The organism is Serratia microhaemolytica (assembly GCF_004011885.1).
Taxonomy (GTDB): domain Bacteria; phylum Pseudomonadota; class Gammaproteobacteria; order Enterobacterales; family Enterobacteriaceae; genus Serratia_G; species Serratia_G microhaemolytica.
On record NZ_SBEF01000014.1, the window covers coordinates 1 to 19,322 of the forward strand.

At 49.4% G+C, this 19,322-nt stretch carries 16 protein-coding genes; 5 read left to right on the top strand and 11 right to left on the bottom strand.

Annotated features, from left to right (window positions below):
* Positions 1 to 173 precede the first annotated feature (173 nt).
* Positions 174 to 800 (bottom strand): TfoX/Sxy family protein, encoded by a 627-nt coding sequence (locus tag EOJ37_RS06300; RefSeq protein ID WP_127958994.1) that lies wholly within the window; start codon positions 798 to 800, stop codon positions 174 to 176.
* Positions 801 to 1,031: 231 nt separating this feature from the next.
* On the opposite strand from EOJ37_RS06300, the gene sulA reads away from it, so the two are divergent.
* From sulA to helD, 3 genes are all read left to right on the top strand, one after another.
* Positions 1,032 to 1,535, top strand: a complete 504-nt coding sequence (gene sulA / locus EOJ37_RS06305) for an SOS-induced cell division inhibitor SulA (RefSeq protein ID WP_127958996.1) — start codon at positions 1,032 to 1,034, stop codon at positions 1,533 to 1,535.
* A gap of 360 nt (positions 1,536 to 1,895) precedes the next feature.
* On the top strand, positions 1,896 to 2,990 hold the full coding sequence (gene ompA / locus EOJ37_RS06310) for a porin OmpA (RefSeq protein WP_127958998.1): 1,095 nt from the start codon (positions 1,896 to 1,898) through the stop codon (positions 2,988 to 2,990).
* A gap of 225 nt (positions 2,991 to 3,215) precedes the next feature.
* On the top strand, positions 3,216 to 5,315 hold the full coding sequence (gene helD / locus EOJ37_RS06315; RefSeq protein WP_127959000.1) for a DNA helicase IV: 2,100 nt from the start codon (positions 3,216 to 3,218) through the stop codon (positions 5,313 to 5,315).
* A 9-nt stretch (positions 5,316 to 5,324) separates the two neighbouring features.
* Here the strand turns inward: helD and EOJ37_RS06320 are convergent, their stop codons facing one another.
* On the bottom strand, positions 5,325 to 5,783 hold the full coding sequence (locus EOJ37_RS06320) for a methylglyoxal synthase (RefSeq protein ID WP_127959002.1): 459 nt from the start codon (positions 5,781 to 5,783) through the stop codon (positions 5,325 to 5,327).
* A 104-nt stretch (positions 5,784 to 5,887) separates the two neighbouring features.
* A complete protein-coding gene (ogt, locus tag EOJ37_RS06325) occupies positions 5,888 to 6,400 on the bottom strand; it encodes a methylated-DNA--[protein]-cysteine S-methyltransferase (protein ID WP_127959004.1) in 513 nt (170 codons plus the stop codon).
* Positions 6,401 to 6,612: 212 nt separating this feature from the next.
* On the opposite strand from ogt, the gene prfC reads away from it, so the two are divergent.
* Both prfC and sstT read left to right on the top strand, forming a co-directional pair.
* A complete protein-coding gene (prfC, locus tag EOJ37_RS06330; protein WP_127959006.1) occupies positions 6,613 to 8,202 on the top strand; it encodes a peptide chain release factor 3 in 1,590 nt (529 codons plus the stop codon).
* Between the two features lie 781 nt (positions 8,203 to 8,983).
* Positions 8,984 to 10,204, top strand: a complete 1,221-nt coding sequence (gene sstT, locus EOJ37_RS06335) for a serine/threonine transporter SstT (RefSeq protein WP_127959008.1) — start codon at positions 8,984 to 8,986, stop codon at positions 10,202 to 10,204.
* Between the two features lie 99 nt (positions 10,205 to 10,303).
* On the opposite strand, the gene sspB is transcribed toward sstT, so the two are convergent.
* From sspB to ppc, 8 genes are all read right to left on the bottom strand, one after another.
* Positions 10,304 to 10,792 (bottom strand): ClpXP protease specificity-enhancing factor, encoded by a 489-nt coding sequence (sspB, locus tag EOJ37_RS06340; RefSeq protein WP_127959010.1) that lies wholly within the window; start codon positions 10,790 to 10,792, stop codon positions 10,304 to 10,306.
* Positions 10,793 to 10,797: 5 nt separating this feature from the next.
* Positions 10,798 to 11,439 carry a stringent starvation protein SspA gene (sspA, locus tag EOJ37_RS06345; RefSeq protein WP_127959012.1) on the bottom strand — a complete coding sequence of 214 codons (642 nt, stop codon included), beginning with the start codon at positions 11,437 to 11,439 and terminating at the stop codon, positions 10,798 to 10,800.
* 499 nt (positions 11,440 to 11,938) lie between these two features.
* A complete protein-coding gene (slmA, locus tag EOJ37_RS06350; protein ID WP_127959014.1) occupies positions 11,939 to 12,544 on the bottom strand; it encodes a nucleoid occlusion factor SlmA in 606 nt (201 codons plus the stop codon).
* Between the two features lie 190 nt (positions 12,545 to 12,734).
* Complete coding sequence (gene dut / locus EOJ37_RS06355; protein ID WP_127959016.1) at positions 12,735 to 13,193, bottom strand: dUTP diphosphatase; 459 nt, start codon at positions 13,191 to 13,193, stop codon at positions 12,735 to 12,737.
* A complete protein-coding gene (gene coaBC / locus EOJ37_RS06360; RefSeq protein ID WP_127959018.1) occupies positions 13,171 to 14,415 on the bottom strand; it encodes a bifunctional phosphopantothenoylcysteine decarboxylase/phosphopantothenate--cysteine ligase CoaBC in 1,245 nt (414 codons plus the stop codon). Before coaBC ends, dut begins: the two co-directional genes overlap by 23 nt.
* A gap of 143 nt (positions 14,416 to 14,558) precedes the next feature.
* Positions 14,559 to 15,329, bottom strand: a complete 771-nt coding sequence (locus EOJ37_RS06365) for an ABC transporter permease (RefSeq protein ID WP_127959020.1) — start codon at positions 15,327 to 15,329, stop codon at positions 14,559 to 14,561.
* Positions 15,326 to 16,249: an ABC transporter ATP-binding protein gene (locus tag EOJ37_RS06370; RefSeq protein ID WP_127959022.1), complete on the bottom strand. Its 924-nt coding sequence runs from the start codon at positions 16,247 to 16,249 to the stop codon at positions 15,326 to 15,328. The genes EOJ37_RS06365 and EOJ37_RS06370 overlap by 4 nt, the downstream gene beginning before the upstream one ends.
* A gap of 227 nt (positions 16,250 to 16,476) precedes the next feature.
* The gene (gene ppc / locus EOJ37_RS06375; RefSeq protein WP_127959025.1) at positions 16,477 to 19,113 is read right to left on the bottom strand and encodes a phosphoenolpyruvate carboxylase; all 2,637 of its coding nucleotides are present in this window, start codon (positions 19,111 to 19,113) and stop codon (positions 16,477 to 16,479) included.
* Between the last annotated feature and the right edge of the window lie 209 nt (positions 19,114 to 19,322).

Below are 19,322 nucleotides of genomic sequence, written 5' to 3' on the forward strand. Positions count from 1 at the left end.
ATCAATGTGGTTAAAGATTATTTCGTGATTAAGCATAGAGGTTGTCTGCTCGATATTAGCGGGTCAATAACGGAGATCATACCTCAAAAGCCTTGCCATGCCTCGTTCATATGAGGGGATGGTTAAGGTGCTGGATATGACACATGAAGCCCGGCCTTTCGGCCGGGAGCGGATTAGTTGCGTTTCTCCTTTTGTTTTACCTGCAAATTTTTGAACCACTCAGTCAGCTCTTCCCGTTGAGTGGGTGGCAAAACTTCAGGGTGATATCCAGACAAAGCACCAGCAAGCTCCAACAAGGTTTTCAGTCCGGGCTTTTTCGGTAGTGTCTGTAGCCTCAGAAAGCTATTTTTGGCACCTAACAGGCGGAGTTCATAGCTGTTCTTTATATCTACACGCCATAGCCAACGTACGGTTGTGGCATCTATGTTGGGTAAATCCTTCAAGTTGCCGCAATGTCGCGTTTTCTGTTTTAACTCTGCCCGCGCCTCACAAATAGCGCGATAAGCCAACAGACATAATTCCTGCAGCGCCAACCACAAATTTTCATCCACCCGGTAGTAGCGCATCGTGATCGGGATCCCACGTTTTGAATGGGTCATATTGCGCATTCCGCGCGCACGGAAGGTGGGTTCAAGATTTTTGGTAGCACGCAAGTACAGTTCCCCCTCGTCAACCATTGCAAACAGCGTGCCATCAGCCAGCAGCGCATAGCCACCAAATTGTGGCCGTGTAGCTATATTCCCTAGAGCAGAAAATTGAACTTTTGCTTGTTCAACTCTTTGTTCAGATTTTCCTTTCATTAAAACCTCCGTAGATAAAAATAATGACAGGTACGCTTATTTTTTTAATAAACGTAGCGGTAACAATCAATTAACCAAGTTACCTGCTCTTTTAGTGGTTGAAAACCATAAAAAGCGATAAAAGTCAAAATGATTTCAATTATGCGAAGTGTAACGAAAAATTTAGTTGATCTTATCATTATGCTAGATATACTGTATAAAAACACAGTATCGACAAGAAGGGAATGCTCTATGCGTGCTCAATTTAACTCTCGTCATCAGTTTATCCCAGTCGCACACTCTGCGTGTGCGACCATTGCCGCCAGTTGCAACGATAAAAAGCATGGTGCCATTTGGGAGTTTGTTTATAGTCAACAACAACCGTTGCTACACCCCCCACTGTTGCCATTACTGCAACAGTTAGGGCAGCAAGCGCGTTGGTTATTATGGTTAGCACCACAAAAGAGATTAAGCAGGGCTTGGCTTGAACAGGTGAATTTACCGGTGAATAAAGTGGTACAACTTCACCAAATCATGTCACATGCTACCGTAGGCGTAATGGAGCGAGCGTTATTGAGCGGCAATTACAGCGTGGTGTTAGGTTGGCTGCCGGCACTCACCGAGCAAGATCGGTCAAGATTAGCTCAAGCGGCAGAACAGGGGAATGCCTATGGTTTTATCATGCGGCCACAGCAAGATACCCTCCAATCCACACGGCCTGATTCTGTAAATTTTCGTGCTTCATTGTATCATTAAGTAAAATTACCACCAATAGAAGCTATTAGTGTTTCTAATGAATTAAAATCATGAAATCACAGTAAAACTTTTGCATGCGTGCTGTGCTGTATCGATATAACACCATAAAAATAATAACTTATTTTTATTTTCTGTCGTGGGGTTGGCAAGTCAATCTAATGTTTTTTTTAGATCTTCATCACATCACACTTGTAACTTTCGCGCTAGGTTGTAGACTTTATATCGCCAAGGTTGCTCAATGACGCCAAAAACACTGGCTGAGTAGCACTCAAGAGTCCAAACTTTGGAGCAAGAATTTAAACCAAGGGCTGAATGTGGCTTTCACGCTCATGGTCTATCTGAATGATAACGAGGCGCAAAATGAAAAAGACAGCTATCGCATTAGCAGTGGCACTGGCTGGTTTCGCTACCGTAGCGAAAGCCGCTCCAGACGATAATACGTTCTACACCGGCGCGAAGGTTGGCTGGTCTAAATATTACAGCACTGGTTTTGAGGCTGAAGGTTTTGGCAGCCTGACAAGTGCAACGACAGACAGAAGCCAAGTGGGTGCGGGTGCCTTTATGGGCTACCAGGTTAATCCATTCATTGGTGTTGAGCTGGGTTACGACTGGCTTGGCCGTATGCCATATGCGGGTGTAGAAAATAATGGTGCTTTCAAAGCACAAGGTATCCAGTTGGCAGCCAAATTGGGTTACCCAATTCTGAACAATTTAGATGTTTATACCCGTTTAGGTGGTATGGCTTGGCGTGTTGATTCTAGTGCTAACTTTGGCGCTAACACTGCTGATAGCCAGCGTATCAGTGCGCATGATACCGGCGTGTCTCCTTTGGCTGCGTTGGGCTTCGAATATGCGGTAACTCGTAACTGGGCAACTCGCCTAGATTATCAGTGGACTCATCAGATTGGCGATAAAGGCAGTGTGGGTGCGCGCCCTGACAATGGCCTGTTGAGCTTGGGTCTCTCTTACCGCTTTGGCCAGTCTGAGCCAATGCCGGTAGCAGCAGCGCCAATGCCAGAACCTACTCCAGTGGCGCCACCTGCTGAAGTGAAGAAATTTGAGCTGACTTCTGACGTTCTGTTCGATTTCGGTAAGGCTACTGTTCGTACTCAAGGCCAACAGGCACTTGAGCAACTCTACTCTGAGTTGAGCGCACTGGATCCAGTAGAAGGTTCAGTGACAGTGACTGGTTTCACCGATGCCGTTGGTTCTGCAGACTTCAACATGCGTCTCTCTGAGCAACGTGCTCAATCTGTTACCAATTACTTGATTTCTAAAGGCATTCCAGCTAACAGAATCACTACTCGTGGCATGGGTGCAGCTAACCCAGTGACTGGCGATAGCTGTGGTTTCCGTTCTGGTCGTCCAACAGCGGCACAGATTGCTTGTATGGCACCTGACCGTCGCGTAGAGATTGAAGTTCAAGGTACCAGAGAAGTTGTAGCTCAGCCTTAATTTCAATTAGCTATCTATAATCAACCAGTCATGCCTTCATGGTGTGGCTGGTTTTTTTATTATTAATCCATCGTGCTGTTTGTTGAAAACAGCGCCATCGCCCGCTTAGCTGTGCTCATCACTGGCCAGAAGTTTTCTATTTACCTGTTTCGCGGTAACGCTTCTGGCATTGAATGGGTAGAATAGATTTCGGATACCGCTTTCAACATATCAATGGCATAAGCAATGGAACTTAAAGCGACAGCACTGGGCAAACATTTAGCACAACATCCCTACAATCGGATCCGATTACTTAATGCGGGGGTGGAACTGAGAGGTGATAAGCATGAGTATCTATTGCCATTCAATCAGTTGATAAATATCACCTGCAAGCGAGGGGTTGTTTGGGGAGTGCTGGAGTTTGAATTGCCGGATGGCAAAGTCGTGCGGCTACACGGCACCGAGTGGCAGGCTACCAAGCAGTTTTATCATCGGCTACAGCACGTTTGGCAGCAGTGGAGCTTGGAGATGAGCCGAGTAAGTGCCAATGCGCTACAACAGCAACTTGATCATATTGACAGTGTCGAACGCCAGGATAAGTGGTTAAAAAGTCAAGATGTCACTGAATTACAGCAGCAGATCCGCCAACTATTTGCCAACTTGCCAATGCCGCTAGCGCGTTTAACCCAGTTTGAGGATTGCCAAAGTCGCTACCAACGCTGCTTGTCATGGCTGCAAGATAATCCGGATGGTGTGGTGTTGCGTAACCAGCAATGGATGGCACGGGTGAAGCAACAACATCCTGACTTCTTCCGCCAGATTGAAGCCTCACCGTTGAGTGATCAACAGATCCAAGTGATACTCAATGCTGAAGAGACTTTGCTGTTGCTCGCTGCAGCCGGTTGTGGAAAGAGCGCAATGTTAATCGCCCGCGTGTGCTGGTTACTGTTACGCAATGAAGCGGAACCGAGACAGATATTGTTGTTAGCCCCCAACAACTCACTGAGCGAACAACTAGAACAGCGCTTGCATCAGCAGTGTGGAGTGCTACCAATCCAAGTTCATACATTAAACTCCTTGGCACAGCATATTGTGCAACAGAACAGTAGCAAAAGTTTTTTTATCAGTCAGTTGGAGCAAGATACTGCACTACGCAGAGCCTGGTTAACCAAACTGTGGCAACAGCAGTGTAATGAAAAAAAAGCACAAGCGAACGGTTGGCGGCAGTGGTTGAGTGAAGCGTTTGGTTGGCAGCTCAGTGAAGAACATTTTTGGCATCAGCCACCATTGGTGCAACGCTTGGCAGAACACCTTGATCGCTGGTTAACTGCGTTACGGGCGCAAACAGTGAGCCAAGCGCAGATATTGCAACAGGCCGAAGCTGCCATGCAACCGCTATTGAAAAAACGTCTGCAACTGATGGCACCACTGCTCAAGGCGTGGAAAGCCGCATTGAAACAGGAAAGCGCAGTAGATACATTTGCTCTTCATCAACAGGCGATCAAACTGCTACAAAACGGGCGTTTTATTAGCCCGTGGAAACAGATCTTGGTTGATGACTGGCAACAGATCCCACCGCAACAGCAGCAATTATTGACCACACTACATCAACAGCACAAGCGCACTAGTCTGTTTGCTACTGGCGATGAGCTGTCAATCAACGAAGTGATGCAGCGGCAGCACAAATCAGTCATGGCTGCGTTTAGCGACCACTTTGCCAACGCCAAGAGTTGCCACCTGGCGAGCAGTTACCGCTTCAATGCACGCATTGGCGAAGTTGTGACGCACTTGATCGGTGATGTTGATCGAGGGGTACAGCCAGCGCCAATCGGTCTGAGCAAAGGTAATAAAAAGTCGGTAATGATGTTGCCACAAAACCAGTTGCCGGCACTGCTCGATAAAATCAGTGGATATGCAAAACCTTCTGAGCAGGTGTTGCTGCTGGCACGTTATGAGTATCTAAAACCTGACCTGCTAGCCACGGCAGCGATCCGCTGGCCAACACTGACAATCTCATTTATGACGTTCGAAGCCAGCCAAGGGCAGCAAGCGGAATATGTCATTGTGAGCGGATTGGCACAGGATGATGATGCATTCCCATTCGAAACCAGCGACATATTACTAGAATATCTACTGTGTTTGGTTTCGAATGACCAGCTAAAAAACAATCAAACACAACAATGCCAGCAGTTAGCTGATACTGCGACTAAACGCGAGAGGCTGCAACTTTACCTGGCACTGACACGAGCCAAACATCGTGTTTGGCTAATGTATGATGAGCAGCGACCGTCGACAGTGTTTGACCAACTGAAACAGATTGGCCTGCCGCTCAGCAAAAAACCGTAATCTGCGGCATCATCGCAGACGTTCAGCGAGATATTTTTGATAGTCGGGAATGGCTATCTCAACCGACTGTGCAAACAGTGGCGACGCGATGAGAAAATCGGCGGTTGAACGATTGGTAGCCACCGGAATATTCCAAACTGTCGCTAAACGCAGTAGTGCTTTTACATCCGGATCATGCGGCACAGCATTGAGTGGATCCCAGAAGAAGATCAGCAGATCAATCTTGCCTTCGGAGATCAAAGCCCCTACCTGCTGATCACCGCCCATCGGGCCACTCAGTAGGCGCTGAACGGGTAGCGCACAAGCACGCTGGATCAGATTACCGGTAGTGCCGGTGGCATAAAGCAAGTGCTGGCTCAGCTCAGCGTTATGATCAGCCACCCAGGTCAGCATTGCTTGTTTACAGTGATCGTGTGCAACTAAGGCAATATGCTTTTGCTTGGACAGGATGCGTGTTGTTTGTTCCATCTTTTTTCCTTGGTCAATCGGTTGCGAACCACAATCGGCGTTGATACTTGGCCAACGGCGATGCAACGTAACATACCACCCGTATAGAGTGGGTCGGCACAATATTAGCGCAAAAAGCCCTCATGTTTGAGTAACCACTGTTTACGTGGTAATCCACCAGCATAACCGGTCATCATACCGTTGGCACCGATCACCCGGTGACAGGGCACGATAATACTGATCGGATTGGCACCATTTGCCGCGCCTACAGCACGTACTGCACGTGGTCGATCGACGCGTTTGGCTAACTCACCATAACTGATCGTACTACCAGCGGGAATGAGGCGTAACTGCTGCCACACTGAGCATTGAAAGGGGGTACCGTGGCTGACGACCGGGATCTGTGACAGCACAGCCAGCTCACCGGCAAAATAGCGTTGTATCATCTCACTCAGCCCTGCAGGATTATCGGCGGTCTGTAGTAAAAACGGGTGCTGACGATAGCGAGCATCGAGTAGTTTCATCAGCCGCTGTTCATGATCACTCCAATCTAGCCCACGCACTTGCCCCTGTTGATCGGCGATCAACAGCAGTTCACCAATCGGTGTGGGGATCCGGTCACTCAAGAAAATCTGCATCTTCGCTACCTTTGGGTAAATAACGGTGATTATGGCATGGGGCGCCCCACGCGGGCACGTGGATTGAATCGATTGTTTCTTCAACCGAGATCGGCGAAAATGGCCGCCAACCAGAATTGGCGATGCCGATTGAACTATTATATTGATGTCGGTAAGACTATCCGGCGATCATTGTCTCGATAACCCCATATTGCAACGAAAAGACGCGCTCAATGACAGATCAACATTTTCTCGACGAAATCAATAAACGAAGGACTTTTGCCATTATCTCGCACCCAGATGCTGGTAAAACCACCATTACCGAGAAAGTGCTGTTATTTGGGCAGGCGATCCAAGTGGCGGGTACGGTCAAGGGCAGAGGCTCTAGCCAGCACGCTAAGTCAGACTGGATGGAGATGGAGAAGCAGCGTGGTATCTCAATCACCACCTCGGTAATGCAGTTTCCCTATGCTGATTGTCTGGTGAACTTGCTGGATACGCCAGGACATGAGGATTTTTCTGAGGATACCTATCGCACGTTAACTGCGGTCGATTGCTGCCTAATGGTGATTGATGCGGCAAAAGGGGTAGAAGATCGTACCCGTAAATTGATGGAAGTGACGCGGTTACGTGATACTCCGATTTTGACCTTCATGAACAAACTGGATCGCGATATTCGTGATCCAATGGAAGTCATGGACGAAGTCGAACGGGAGTTGCAGATCGCCTGTTCACCGATCACCTGGCCAATTGGTTGCGGTAAGCTGTTTAAGGGGGTTTATCATCTCTACAAGGATGAAACCTATCTGTATCAGAGTGGCAAAGGGCACACCATTCAGGAGGTGCGCACGGTGAAGGGGCTAAATAACCCTGAGCTGGATGCAGCCGTAGGTGAAGAGCTGGCAGCGCAACTGCGTGAAGAGCTAGAGTTAGTGCAGGGCGCTTCACATGAGTTTGATCATCAAGCGTTCTTGGATGGTGAGTTGACACCGGTATTTTTTGGGACTGCACTGGGTAACTTTGGTGTTGACCATATGCTTGATGGTCTGGTGGCTTGGGCACCAACGCCAATGGCGCGTAAAACGGATATGCGAGAAGTGTCGGCTGCAGAACAGAAGTTCAGTGGTTTTGTGTTCAAGATCCAGGCCAATATGGATCCAAAACATCGTGACCGAGTGGCTTTTATGCGTGTGGTTTCTGGCTGTTACCAGAAGGGGATGAAGTTGTATCAGGTGCGCACAGGAAAAGATTTGGTGCTCTCTGATGCCTTGACCTTTATGGCGGGTGATCGCGCCCACGTAGAAGAGGCTTATCCCGGCGATATTATTGGCTTGCATAATCACGGCACCATTCAGATTGGCGATACCTTTACCCAGGGTGAAGTGATGAAGTTTACCGGTATTCCTAACTTTGCCCCTGAGTTATTCCGTCGGATCCGCTTGCGTGATCCGTTGAAGCAGAAGCAATTACTCAAGGGGCTGGTACAACTTTCGGAAGAAGGCGCTGTTCAGGTATTCCGGCCGATTGCCAATAACGATTTGATCGTCGGTGCGGTGGGGGTGCTGCAGTTTGATGTGGTGGTTTCCCGCCTGAAGACGGAATACAACGTTGAAGCACAGTATGAATCGGTCAATGTGGCAACAGCGCGTTGGGTAGAGTGTGCTGATGTGAAGAAGTTTGAGGAATTCAAGCGTAAAAATGAACAGAACCTTGCGCTGGATGGCGGTGATAATCTCTCTTATATCGCCCCAACCATGGTGAACCTCAATCTGACACAAGAGCGTTATCCGGACATTGTGTTTCGCAAAACACGTGAACATTAACAACACGTTATCGCCAAAAGAGCTGTTTTTGTTCCCGCGCGTTGCATGACATGCTCACGCAACGCCCGTACTTGCTGACTTTGGTACTGGGTGCGGGTTCTAACTGGTGCTGCCAATAGCATGTTATGCGAATAGGTTTTAAATTCAGTCTCGGGCTGGCTGTGTGCTCTCGGTTTTCGTTGCAGAACACGCGCGCAGCCCGTTCAGATCGTGTATTACTCCAACTCACGGTCATGCAGCTTGCCATCGCACTCAATACCACCTGAAAACAGATCCCCAGTGACTTACGTCATTGGCAAGCAACAGCGTTGTTTTTTCTGCGGTGATGCTAATCAGTTGCTAACATTAACTACCATATGCCGCTAATTTTCGCCTTTTCTCTTTTCAAGCGATTCTGTTTGCTCAATACTGACACAGTGGCAGCCTTGCTGTGGTAGACTGCCAACTATCTGTAGCTGCAGTGTAAAAGTATGACAGTTTTTTAATCGCCAAGCGGCTGCAGTGTCTGTGGTTGAGTGAACCGACAAACAGGGTTGTCGGCAAATGACAATGTTGCACTTAGCGGAATAGGTATCTCAGCTATCCGCTGTGTGAGTCTGCTCGATACCGTCAGTTATCGTGGGTGACCAGTGGATATTTCGCTGGTGTATTGTAATCATTTTGGGCTGTGTGATACAGCCAGCACTTCAGCAACCCGGCTGTGCCGTTCAAGGCCTAGCCGGTGGCTTTGTTGGCAGTGCCTAGGTCTCATATTTTCGGGGAGCGGAAACGCAACAGCAAGATGAATAAATTTTTAGTGAGAATGACGCAACACAGCCTGATCAAACAGATCATGATCGGTCTTTTCGCCGGTGTATTGTTGGCGCTACTTTTTCCGCAGGCAGCATCGTATGTCAGCCTGCTGGGTTCACTGTTTGTCAGTGCATTGAAGGCGGTTGCACCCGCATTGGTGCTGATCCTGGTGATGTCTTCGATTGCTAACCACAAGCAGGGACAGAAGACCAACATGCACTCAATTTTGGTGCTTTACTTACTGGGCACTTTCTCAGCGGCGCTGGCGGCGGTGTTACTCAGTTTTGTTTTCCCTACCACACTGATATTGTCGACAGACAGTGTCAGCATCACTCCGCCTAATGGCATTGTTGAGGTGTTAAGAGGGCTGCTGATGAAAGCAGTGGCAAATCCATTTGATGCACTGATGAATGCCAATTATATCGGTATTCTCACTTGGGCTATCGGTTTGGGGTTGGCATTGCGTCACGCATCAGACAATACCAAAGCTGTGCTGAGCGACATGGCCAGTGCGGTCACACTCGTGGTTCGTGCGGTGATCCGGTTGGCACCACTGGGCATTTTTGGCCTGGTCGCGGCGACCATTGCTGAAGTAGGGATCCAGGCGCTATATAACTATGCCAAACTGCTGACAGTGCTGATTGGCTGTATGCTGCTGGTGGCGTTAGTGCTTAACCCGCTAATTGTTTACTGGAAGATCCGCCGTAACCCTTATCCACTGGTGTTTACCTGTCTGCGTGAAAGCGGTGTTACTGCCTTTTTTACCCGTAGTTCGGCGGCGAATATACCGGTTAACATGGCATTAAGTGAAAAGCTTAAACTGAACAAAGATACCTACTCAGTTTCGATCCCACTTGGTGCAACGATCAATATGGGCGGTGCGGCAATCACTATCACTATCTTGACGCTGGCGGCGGTACACACTCTGGGGATTTCGGTTGATCTGCCAACAGCGCTATTGCTTAGCGTCGTGGCGGCGGTATGTGCCTGTGGTGCCTCTGGTGTTGCGGGTGGTTCGCTGCTGTTGATCCCGCTAGCCTGTAATATGTTTGGTATTCCAAATGAAGTGGCGATGCAGGTGGTCGGTGTTGGTTTTATTATCGGCGTGCTACAGGATTCAGCGGAGACGGCACTCAATTCTTCAACTGATGTGCTCTTCACTGCGGCAGTATGCCAAGCGGAGCAGTCGCGCCATTCTGGCGCAGAATAGCAGCAAGTTTTATGTTTAGCCGGTATAAGGTTAGCCGGTGGTAGCAGTGGCGAGGTCTCCGATTCAAGGAGGCCTCGCTGTGAGTAGGTTGGCTGAGATTTACTTCACTACACGTAATGCAGGGCGTCCACCTCGTGGCGGTGGTTCTTCGCCATCGTGTTCACCTTCAGTTGAGTGAGTACTTTCAACCACCGACATCAATGGTTCTGGCTGTTGTTGCGTAGGGGGGATCGCAGCGCTGGCTGCATTTTCCAGTTCATATTTCGCTTCATGTTCGAACATAGTGCCAGCCCCGTTTTCACGTGCATAAATGGCCAACACGGCAGCCATTGGCACTTGAACCCGACGCGGCACACCACCAAAGCGAGCGTTAAAACTGACTTCTTCATCTGCGAGCTGCAAGTTACCTACTGCTCGTGGTGCGATGTTCAATACAATTTGCCCATCACGGGCAAACTCCATTGGTACCTGCACTCCGGGGCACGTCACGTCAACCACTAAATGTGGGGTCAGTTGATTATCCAGTAACCAGTCATAAAATGCCCGCAATAGGTAGGGACGGCGCGGTGTCATTTGCGACATATCCATCAAGTTTAGCCTCGCGTTTGTAGCCGCATTTCGCGCTCAGCTTCGGTCAACGATGCAAGGAAGGAGTCACGTTCAAAAATGCGTGTCATATAGGCTTTGAGGTCTTTAGCCGCAGTACCAGTCAGCTCAATACCGAGCTGCGGCAAACGCCATAATAACGGTGCCAGATAACAATCGACCAAGCTAAATTCATCACTCATGAAAAACGGTGCCTGGCCAAAGATTGGTGCGATGGCTAACAGCTCTTCGCGTAGTTGATTGCGTGCGGCATCAGCCTCTGCGGTAGGACGATGTTCAATCGTATGCAACAGCGAATACCAGTCTTTTTCAATCCGCAACATCATTAAACGACTTTCGCCACGTGCGACAGGATAAACCGGCATTAACGGTGGATGAGGGAATCGTTCATCGAGGTATTCCATGATGATACGAGATTCGAACAGGGTTAATTCCCGGTCGACCAGCGTAGGTATTGTTTGGTACGGATTGAGGTCAATCAGATCCTGTGGCAGGCTCTCTGGATCAACTTGTTCAATCTCGACATTTACGCCTTTTTCCGCTAATACGATACGTACCTGATGGCTAAAAATATCGGTTGGGCCAGAAAATAGCGTCATTACCGAACGCTTGTTGGCAGCGACAGCCATGGAAACCTCCAAGTTTTGTCTAGAAAATACGGCGAATACGCCAACTACCTGTTAGCTTTCAAGCCAAGTACATCAATTGCATGACGCAACAGTGGCTTGAGATAAATATTATCGCATTGATAACATAGGTATATGTTAGAGTAATCCTGGTTATTTTGATCACTCACTCAGTTCGGCACACAAAAATCTCGCTTGTTGTTGCCTCGCTGTAACTTCACCTGTAGCTCCAGGTACTTTGGTATCAGCTGCTGGCAGCGATACCACAAAATGGTGCACGAAGTGAGAGACAGTCTAACAGATTTTATCTGCTTTGTTGGTCTAAGCAGTCATTTGATTGTTAATTTCACCATCAGTTGTGTGATTTAAACCGCACTGATATTAACCTCATCACCCGATGAGGGCTATTTTAGCCGCCATCTTCTCTTTCGCTGGTGTTCGGGATCTTCAGCGGGCGTGTGTGTTTTCTTGCTATCCACGGCCGATGATTGCGGTTTCAACTTCAGTCGGCCAACTGCAGTTGTGCTACTAATAACGGCCAGCGTGCATCAAAATCCTGTGTCGGACGGTAACGAAACTCGGAGCGCACATAACGCAATAGCATTCCTTCGCAAAAGGCCAGCACTTGGCCAGCAAGCAATGTTTCGTCGACACTGAATCCTTTGCCTTCACGCAGCTTGCGTTCTTTCAGCACTTGGCGTAATTGTGCCTCGATACGTTCAAAAAGCTGGTTGATGCGCTCTTGTAGGCGCTGCTGCTCGAACATTAGCGCATGGCCGGTAATAATTCGGGTTAAACCTGGATTGCGTTCAGCAAAACCAAGCAGCAACTGCACAATCAGGCGCAAGCGGGTGAAGGTCTCTTTTTCATCCTGTAGGATCAAGTTGATACGAGAGATTAAACTCTGTTCAATGAACTCAATCAGGCTATCAAACATGCGTGTTTTGCTAGGAAAATGTCGATAAAGTGCCGCCTCAGAGACACCCACTGCTTCCGCCAGTTTGGCTGTGGTGATGCGTTGGCTGCCATCGCTGGATTCCAGCATTTGCGCCAAGGCTTGCAGGATATCTTCACGTCGATTCCGTTTGTTGTTCTGTTTTTCTGCCATGTCTGTTTTAACCTTTACTCAAACTGCCATTCCGATCGCGATGTGACATGCAGCGCAATAGGGAGTTATTAACTGAAATTGCTTATTATTTTTTAAAGCGGTGTCAGCGCTCCCCACCCAGAATCGGGGATCTGCCACCGCCAATTACCACGATGACTTTTTGGCTACGCCTGAGAGTATAGGCAACAAATCATTGGCGCCCAGAGTGACCAAAACCACCAGCACCACGCTCACTGCTCTCAAACTGTTCAACCAGATTAAATTCGGCTTGTACCACAGGCACCAGCACCATTTGGGCAATACGCTCACCAGGTTCAATGGTGAAGCTTTGTTGACCTCGATTCCAGACCGAAACCATCAATTGCCCTTGGTAATCAGAGTCGATCAGGCCGACCAGATTGCCTAATACCACTCCGTGTTTGTGACCTAAACCAGAGCGCGGCAAAATCACCGCTGCCAATCCGCTATCAGCAATGTGGATCGCCAGCCCAGTGGGTATCAATTGGGTTTCCCCTGCCGCCAGTTCAACGGCGCTATCGAGGCAGGCGCGCAGATCCAGGCCGGCAGATCCTGGCGTGGCATAAGTAGGTAACGGAAATTGATCACCGATACGCGGGTCGAGGATCTTAACGTCGATTTTTTTCATCATACAGGTGGATTATCTCATCGATTAACTGTTGACCGAGTCGCGTTTTGTCACCATAGGCAAGACGCTTGTCACCCTCGGGCCAGAATAGGTGTAATGCATTATTATTGCTGTTAAATCCATGCCCAGCTAACGCGACATTGTTGGCACAGATCAAGTCCAGTTGCTTATGCAGTAACTTCTGGCGCGCGTATTGTTCCACATTCTGGGTTTCGGCAGCAAACCCAACCACAAATGGACGCTGCTGACGCATTGCGGCGACACCGGCGACGATATCGGGGTTTTTCACCATTTTGATCACTATTTCATCGCCCTGTTTTTTGATTTTTTCGCTGGCAATCTGTTCGGCACGGTAATCAGCCACTGCAGCACAGCCAATAAAAATATTTTGTTTGTTAATTTGTTGCTGTACTTGCTGCGCCATTTCTAATGCAGTAACCACATCGATACGCGTGACGCTGGCTGGTGTCGCTAAGTTAACCGGCCCTGCAATGAGTGTGACTTTGGCACCACGCGCTGCAGCTGCTTCGGCAATCGCAAATCCCATCTTACCGGAGCTGTGGTTAGTGATAAAACGTACTGGATCGAGTGCTTCGTGAGTTGGACCGGCGGTGATCATGATCGATAAATGTTGTAGATCAGCACTGTTAGCAAAGTAGCGATTAACCTGTTCAACTATTGTCAGTGGTTCTAACATGCGCCCCGGCCCTACATCACCACAAGCTTGGCTGCCGTCGGCCGGTCCCCACAGTAGCATCCCGCGCGCTGCCAGTGTGGCCAGATTGGCTTGTGTTGCGCAGGCTCGATACATCTGCTGATTCATCGCAGGAGCAATGGCAATCGGGGCACTGGTCGCCAAACAGAGCGTGGTGAGCAAATCATTCGCCATTCCCACACTGAGACGCGCCAGCAGATCAGCACTGGCTGGCGCCAGCAGTACCAGATCGGCCCACTTAGCCAGTTCAATGTGACCCATTGCCGCTTCTGCTTGAGGATCGAGCAGTTCGCTGGCGACTGGGTTGCCCGAAACGGCTTGTAGTGTCAACGGAGTGATGAACGCGCAGGCAGCGGGTGTCATCACAACTCTGACCTGAGCACCGTGATCACGCAGGCGGCGCACCAGCTCTGGACATTTGTAGGCGGCAATCCCGCCACTGATGCCTAATAAGATATTTTTACCAGCAAGGTTGTCACCAGCAAGACGTTGACTCGCAGCTATTGTCATGATGCCGATCCAGTTGAGAACAGAAACAGGCTGCATAGTAGCATAATTTTAGTTAACCAAACTGCACGCTGGCGCATCGTTAAGATGGCCAGCGGTTGATGATAAGCCGTCAATCGATGCTGGTGTGGTGCAGCGTGATGTTGTTAGCTACGCAGGCCTTTACCGCGTTCGATCAGATACCAAGCTAACAAATAGAACACTAAGATGAAGGCGGTTAACACCAGCATTGTTAGCAGCAGCGGCACATCAGCGACACCGAGAAAGCCGAATCGGAAGCCGCTGATCATATAAACCACGGGGTTTAGCTTCGAGACTGCCTGCCAAAATGGAGGTAGTAGCGTCAGTGAGTAGAACACCCCCCCCAGGTAGGTCAATGGGGTCAAGACGAAGGTGGGGATCAGGCTGATATCGTCAAAGGTGCCAGCGAAAATCGCATTCAGTAACCCCGCCAATGAGAACAGGATTGCGGTGAGCAGTAGCGTTACCACTACGATCGACCATGAATGAACATGTAACGGAACAAACAGCAGTGAGATGATGGTCACTAATAGCCCAACACAGATACCACGTGCGACACCACCGCCAACATAACCAGCAATAATCACATGTGTTGGTACGGGCGCGACGAGTAACTCTTCAATATTGCGCTGGAATTTAGAACTGAAAAATGACGAGGCGACATTGGAGTAGGCGTTGGTGATCACCGCCATCATAATCAGACCTGGCACAATAAACTGCATATAGTCAAAGCCATGCATCTCACCAATCCGCGAACCGATCAGGTTGCCAAAGATGATGAAATAGAGCGTCATGGTGATCACCGGCGGCACTAGCGTTTGTATCCAGATACGGGCAAAACGGTTGACCTCTTTTACCCAGATACTTTTCAGCGCGACCCAATACAGATGCATCATATTTTTTCTCCCGTGGCGTTAGTCAAGTTGACGAACAGCTCTTCCAGCCGATTTGCCTTGTTGCGCATACTGAGCACCCGTATACCTTGCGTACTCAACTGGGTGAACAGATCATTCAAGCCCTGTTCGCGCATCACTTCTACCTCGAGTGTCAGGTTGTCGATCAACCGACTCTGGTAGCCTGTTAGCAAAGGTGGTTGATTATTATCAGCTAAATCAAGAATAAAGGTTTCTGATTTCAGTTGCGCTAATAACTGTTTCATCGAAGTGTTTTCCACCAGTTCACCATGCTGAATGATGCCGATGTTACGGCACAGCATCTCGGCTTCTTCTAGGTAGTGGGTGGTCAAAATGATGGTGGTACCTTCCGCATTGAGCTGTTGTAAAAAACTCCACATAGAGCGGCGTAGCTCGATATCGACGCCAGCAGTCGGTTCATCAAGGATCAGCAACTTTGGCTGATGCATCAGTGCGCGGGCAATCATTAAGCGGCGTTTCATACCACCGGAGAGCATCCGCGCACGCTCGTTACGCTTGCCCCACAGATCCAGCTTGGTGAGATATTTTTCCGCCTGTTGATGGGCCTGCTTACGTTCAACACCGTAGTAGCCAGCCTGGTTAATCAGGATCTGTAATACTGTTTCAAACTGATTGAAGTTGAACTCTTGCGGTACTAAGCCCAGTTGCCGTTTGGCATTAACCAGATCGTGGTCAATATCGTGGCCAAACACTTTTACCTTGCCTGAGGTTTTGTTCACCAGTGAGCTAATAATGCCGATGGTGGTCGATTTACCGGCACCATTTGGCCCCAGTAATGCGTAAAAATCGCCAGTTTCTACGTTCAAATCGATACCGTGTAGTGCCTTGACACCACCCGAATAAGTTTTAGTCAGTTGTGTGATTTCTAGTGCGTAACTCATGGATATTCGCGCTGCCTTGTCAAAAATGGGATGTTGCTCACATTGATGAGCACGAGTATATACCCGCTACTGAAACAAAAGCACCGCAAACGATGCTGTTTAACAGCCCATTTGATTAGTCGTAAATGATTAGCGGTAAACCCGCGTCGCTCCGATCGATAATACATTGGAGCGACGCAGTTTGTGCTCATAGATCACAAGCAAGGGTGACAGACAACCGCACTGCGCTAACCAGTATTGCGCATTCCTGCCGCGACACCAGCGATAGTGACCATCAATGCCTGCTCAACTTGAGCATCAGGTTGCTGCTGTTGGCGTGAACGATGCAGTAATTCAGCCTGTAGTACATTGAGTGGATCGGTATAGACGTTGCGTAAGGCGATTGATTCAGCAATCCAAGGCAAATCAGCCATTAAATGCTCGTCATTTGCAATCGCCAGAACCACTTGAATATCACTAGAAAGCTGTTCTCTTAGCTGTTGTCCTAACGGCCACAGTGATGGATCAACCAGACGTTGATCATAATACTCAGCCAACCACAAATCTGTTTTGGCGAATACCATTTCCAACATACCGATGCGTGTCGAAAAGAACGGCCAATCACGACACATTTGCGCCAGTTGATCACGTTGACCTGCTGCAACGGCTGCCTGTAATCCGGCACCAGCACCAAGCCAGGCCGGTAACATCAGGCGGTTTTGTGTCCAGGCAAAAATCCAGGGAATAGCACGTAAACTTTCAACACCACCATTTGGCCGCCGCTTGGCAGGGCGTGATCCCAGCGGGAGCTTGGCCAACTCCTGTTCTGGTGTCGCAGCACGGAAATAGGGCACAAAGTCAGGATTTGAGCGCACGTAGTCGCGGTACATGGCACATGAAGTCGCTGATAATTGATCCATCAGTGCTCGCCACTCAGGTTTGGGTTCTGGCGGCGGTAGTAAGTTGGCTTCCAGGATCGCGCTGGTATAAAGCGCCAGACTGCTAATCGTCACTTCGGGCAGACCAAACTTAAAGCGGATCATCTCACCCTGCTCGGTGACACGCAGCCCGCCTTTCAGGCTGCCAGGGGGTTGTGAGAGCAATGCAGCTTGTGCTGGCGCACCACCACGACCAATCGAACCGCCTCGGCCATGAAACAGTGTCAGTTCAATGCCTGCGTTGTCACAGGTTTTGATCAGTGCTTCTTGTGCGCGATACTGCGCCCAGGAAGCGGCCATTACCCCGGCATCTTTCGCCGAGTCGGAGTAGCCGATCATCACCATCTGTTTGCCCTGAATGAACCCCCGATACCAATCGATGCTGAGTAACTGTTTCATTACTTGGTCGGCATTATTCAGGTCATCGAGAGTTTCAAATAGCGGCGCGACGGGCAGCGAGAATGGGCAGCCAGCCTCTTTGAGCAGCAGATGCACAGCCAGTACGTCTGATGGTGTGCGTGCCATCGAGATGACGTAGGCGGCGATAGAGCCTTGTGGTGCCTGGGCGATCACCCGACAGGTCTCTAACACCTCTTCTGTTTCGGCGCTTGGCTGCCATTTCAGCGGTAGCAGTGGGCGTTTTGAGTTGAGTTCACGGATCAAAAAGGCCTGTTTATCAGATTCGGACCAGCTTTCATAATCACCAAGCCCGAGATAGCGTGTGATTTCGGCAATCGCTTCGGTGTGGCGTGTACTCTCTTGGCGTACATCAATGCGCACCAGTGGCACGCCAAAGCAGCGGACTCGCCACAATGTCTCAAGCAGTTGTCCATTGGCGATAATACTCATGCCACAGGCGAGCAACGATTGGTAGCAGGCGTACAATGGTTGCCACAACTGTTCATTACACTCCAGCAGATCGCTTGGCCGCAGCACTCGCTCACCCTTTAGACGACCAGCCAGGTAAGCTTGAGAGTTCATTAATTGGCTGCGTAGCCGCTTCATAATTTCACGGTAAGGCTCTTGGATCTCATCTCCTCCCGCCAGCGCACGCAGCTCAGGGGTACATTCAGACATCGATAATTCAGATACCAAGGTCTGAATATCACGCAGAAACAGATCACACGCCTTCCAACGCCCTAGCAGTAGCACATGACGCGTCACTTCGGCGGTGACATTCGGGTTACCGTCGCGATCACCGCCCATCCAAGAGGTGAAGCGCACCGGCACCGCCGTTACCGGCAACTGATAGTCGATCGCTTGTTGTAGCTGTTCGTTGAATTCACGCAGAAAAGCCGGCACGCCTTCCCAGAGGCTGTTTTCTACCACCGCAAAGCCCCACTTTGCCTCTTCCACTGGGGTAGGGCGATTTTTGCGAATTTCGTCGGTATGCCAGGATTGAGCGACTAACTGGCGCAGACGGCGCATGATTTTGTTGCGCTCATAATCGGCCAGATCATTGTGATCAAGTTGGCTTAGGCAGGTATTCACTTCAACCAGCTTGTGGATTAGCGTGCGGCGTGTGATCTCGGTCGGGTGAGCGGTCAGTACCAGGTCAATCGACAGTTCATCAACCGCGCGCCTGAGTGCGTAGCCGTCGATCTTTTTCTCTTTTAGCCGAGTAAACAGTTGTGCTAGCACTTCCGGATTACCTGCCGCCTCACCATGTGGTGAAATGGTGTGGTATTGCTCGGCAACGTTGGTGAGATTCAGAAACTGGTTGAAAGCACGGGCGACAGGCAACAACTCATCATTGGAGAGATTCTGTAATGTTGACAACAACGCCTGACGATGTGCTTCATTGCCGGCACGTGAGGATTTAGAAAGTTTACGGATGGTTTCAACCCGCTCAAGGATCTGCTCACCCAACGCTTCCTTGATTGTCTCGCCAAGTAACTTGCCGAGCATACTGACATTACTGCGCATTGCCGAATATTGTTCGTTCATATGACCCCTGGCCCTCTGCCTTCATATCTCACTGCGAGTGATGCAGCATGACTGCAACTGCTCAACGTGAGTCAGTGATTTGCACTGCGTTGTTAATCCACTTGATTGACAACGGCAACCTGCTTGATGTTATCTCACTCAGGCTGTTTCGGTGACACTATTTTTAGCAAAAAAACCGCGAATTCAGCAGGGTTGCTGAAATTTAATCA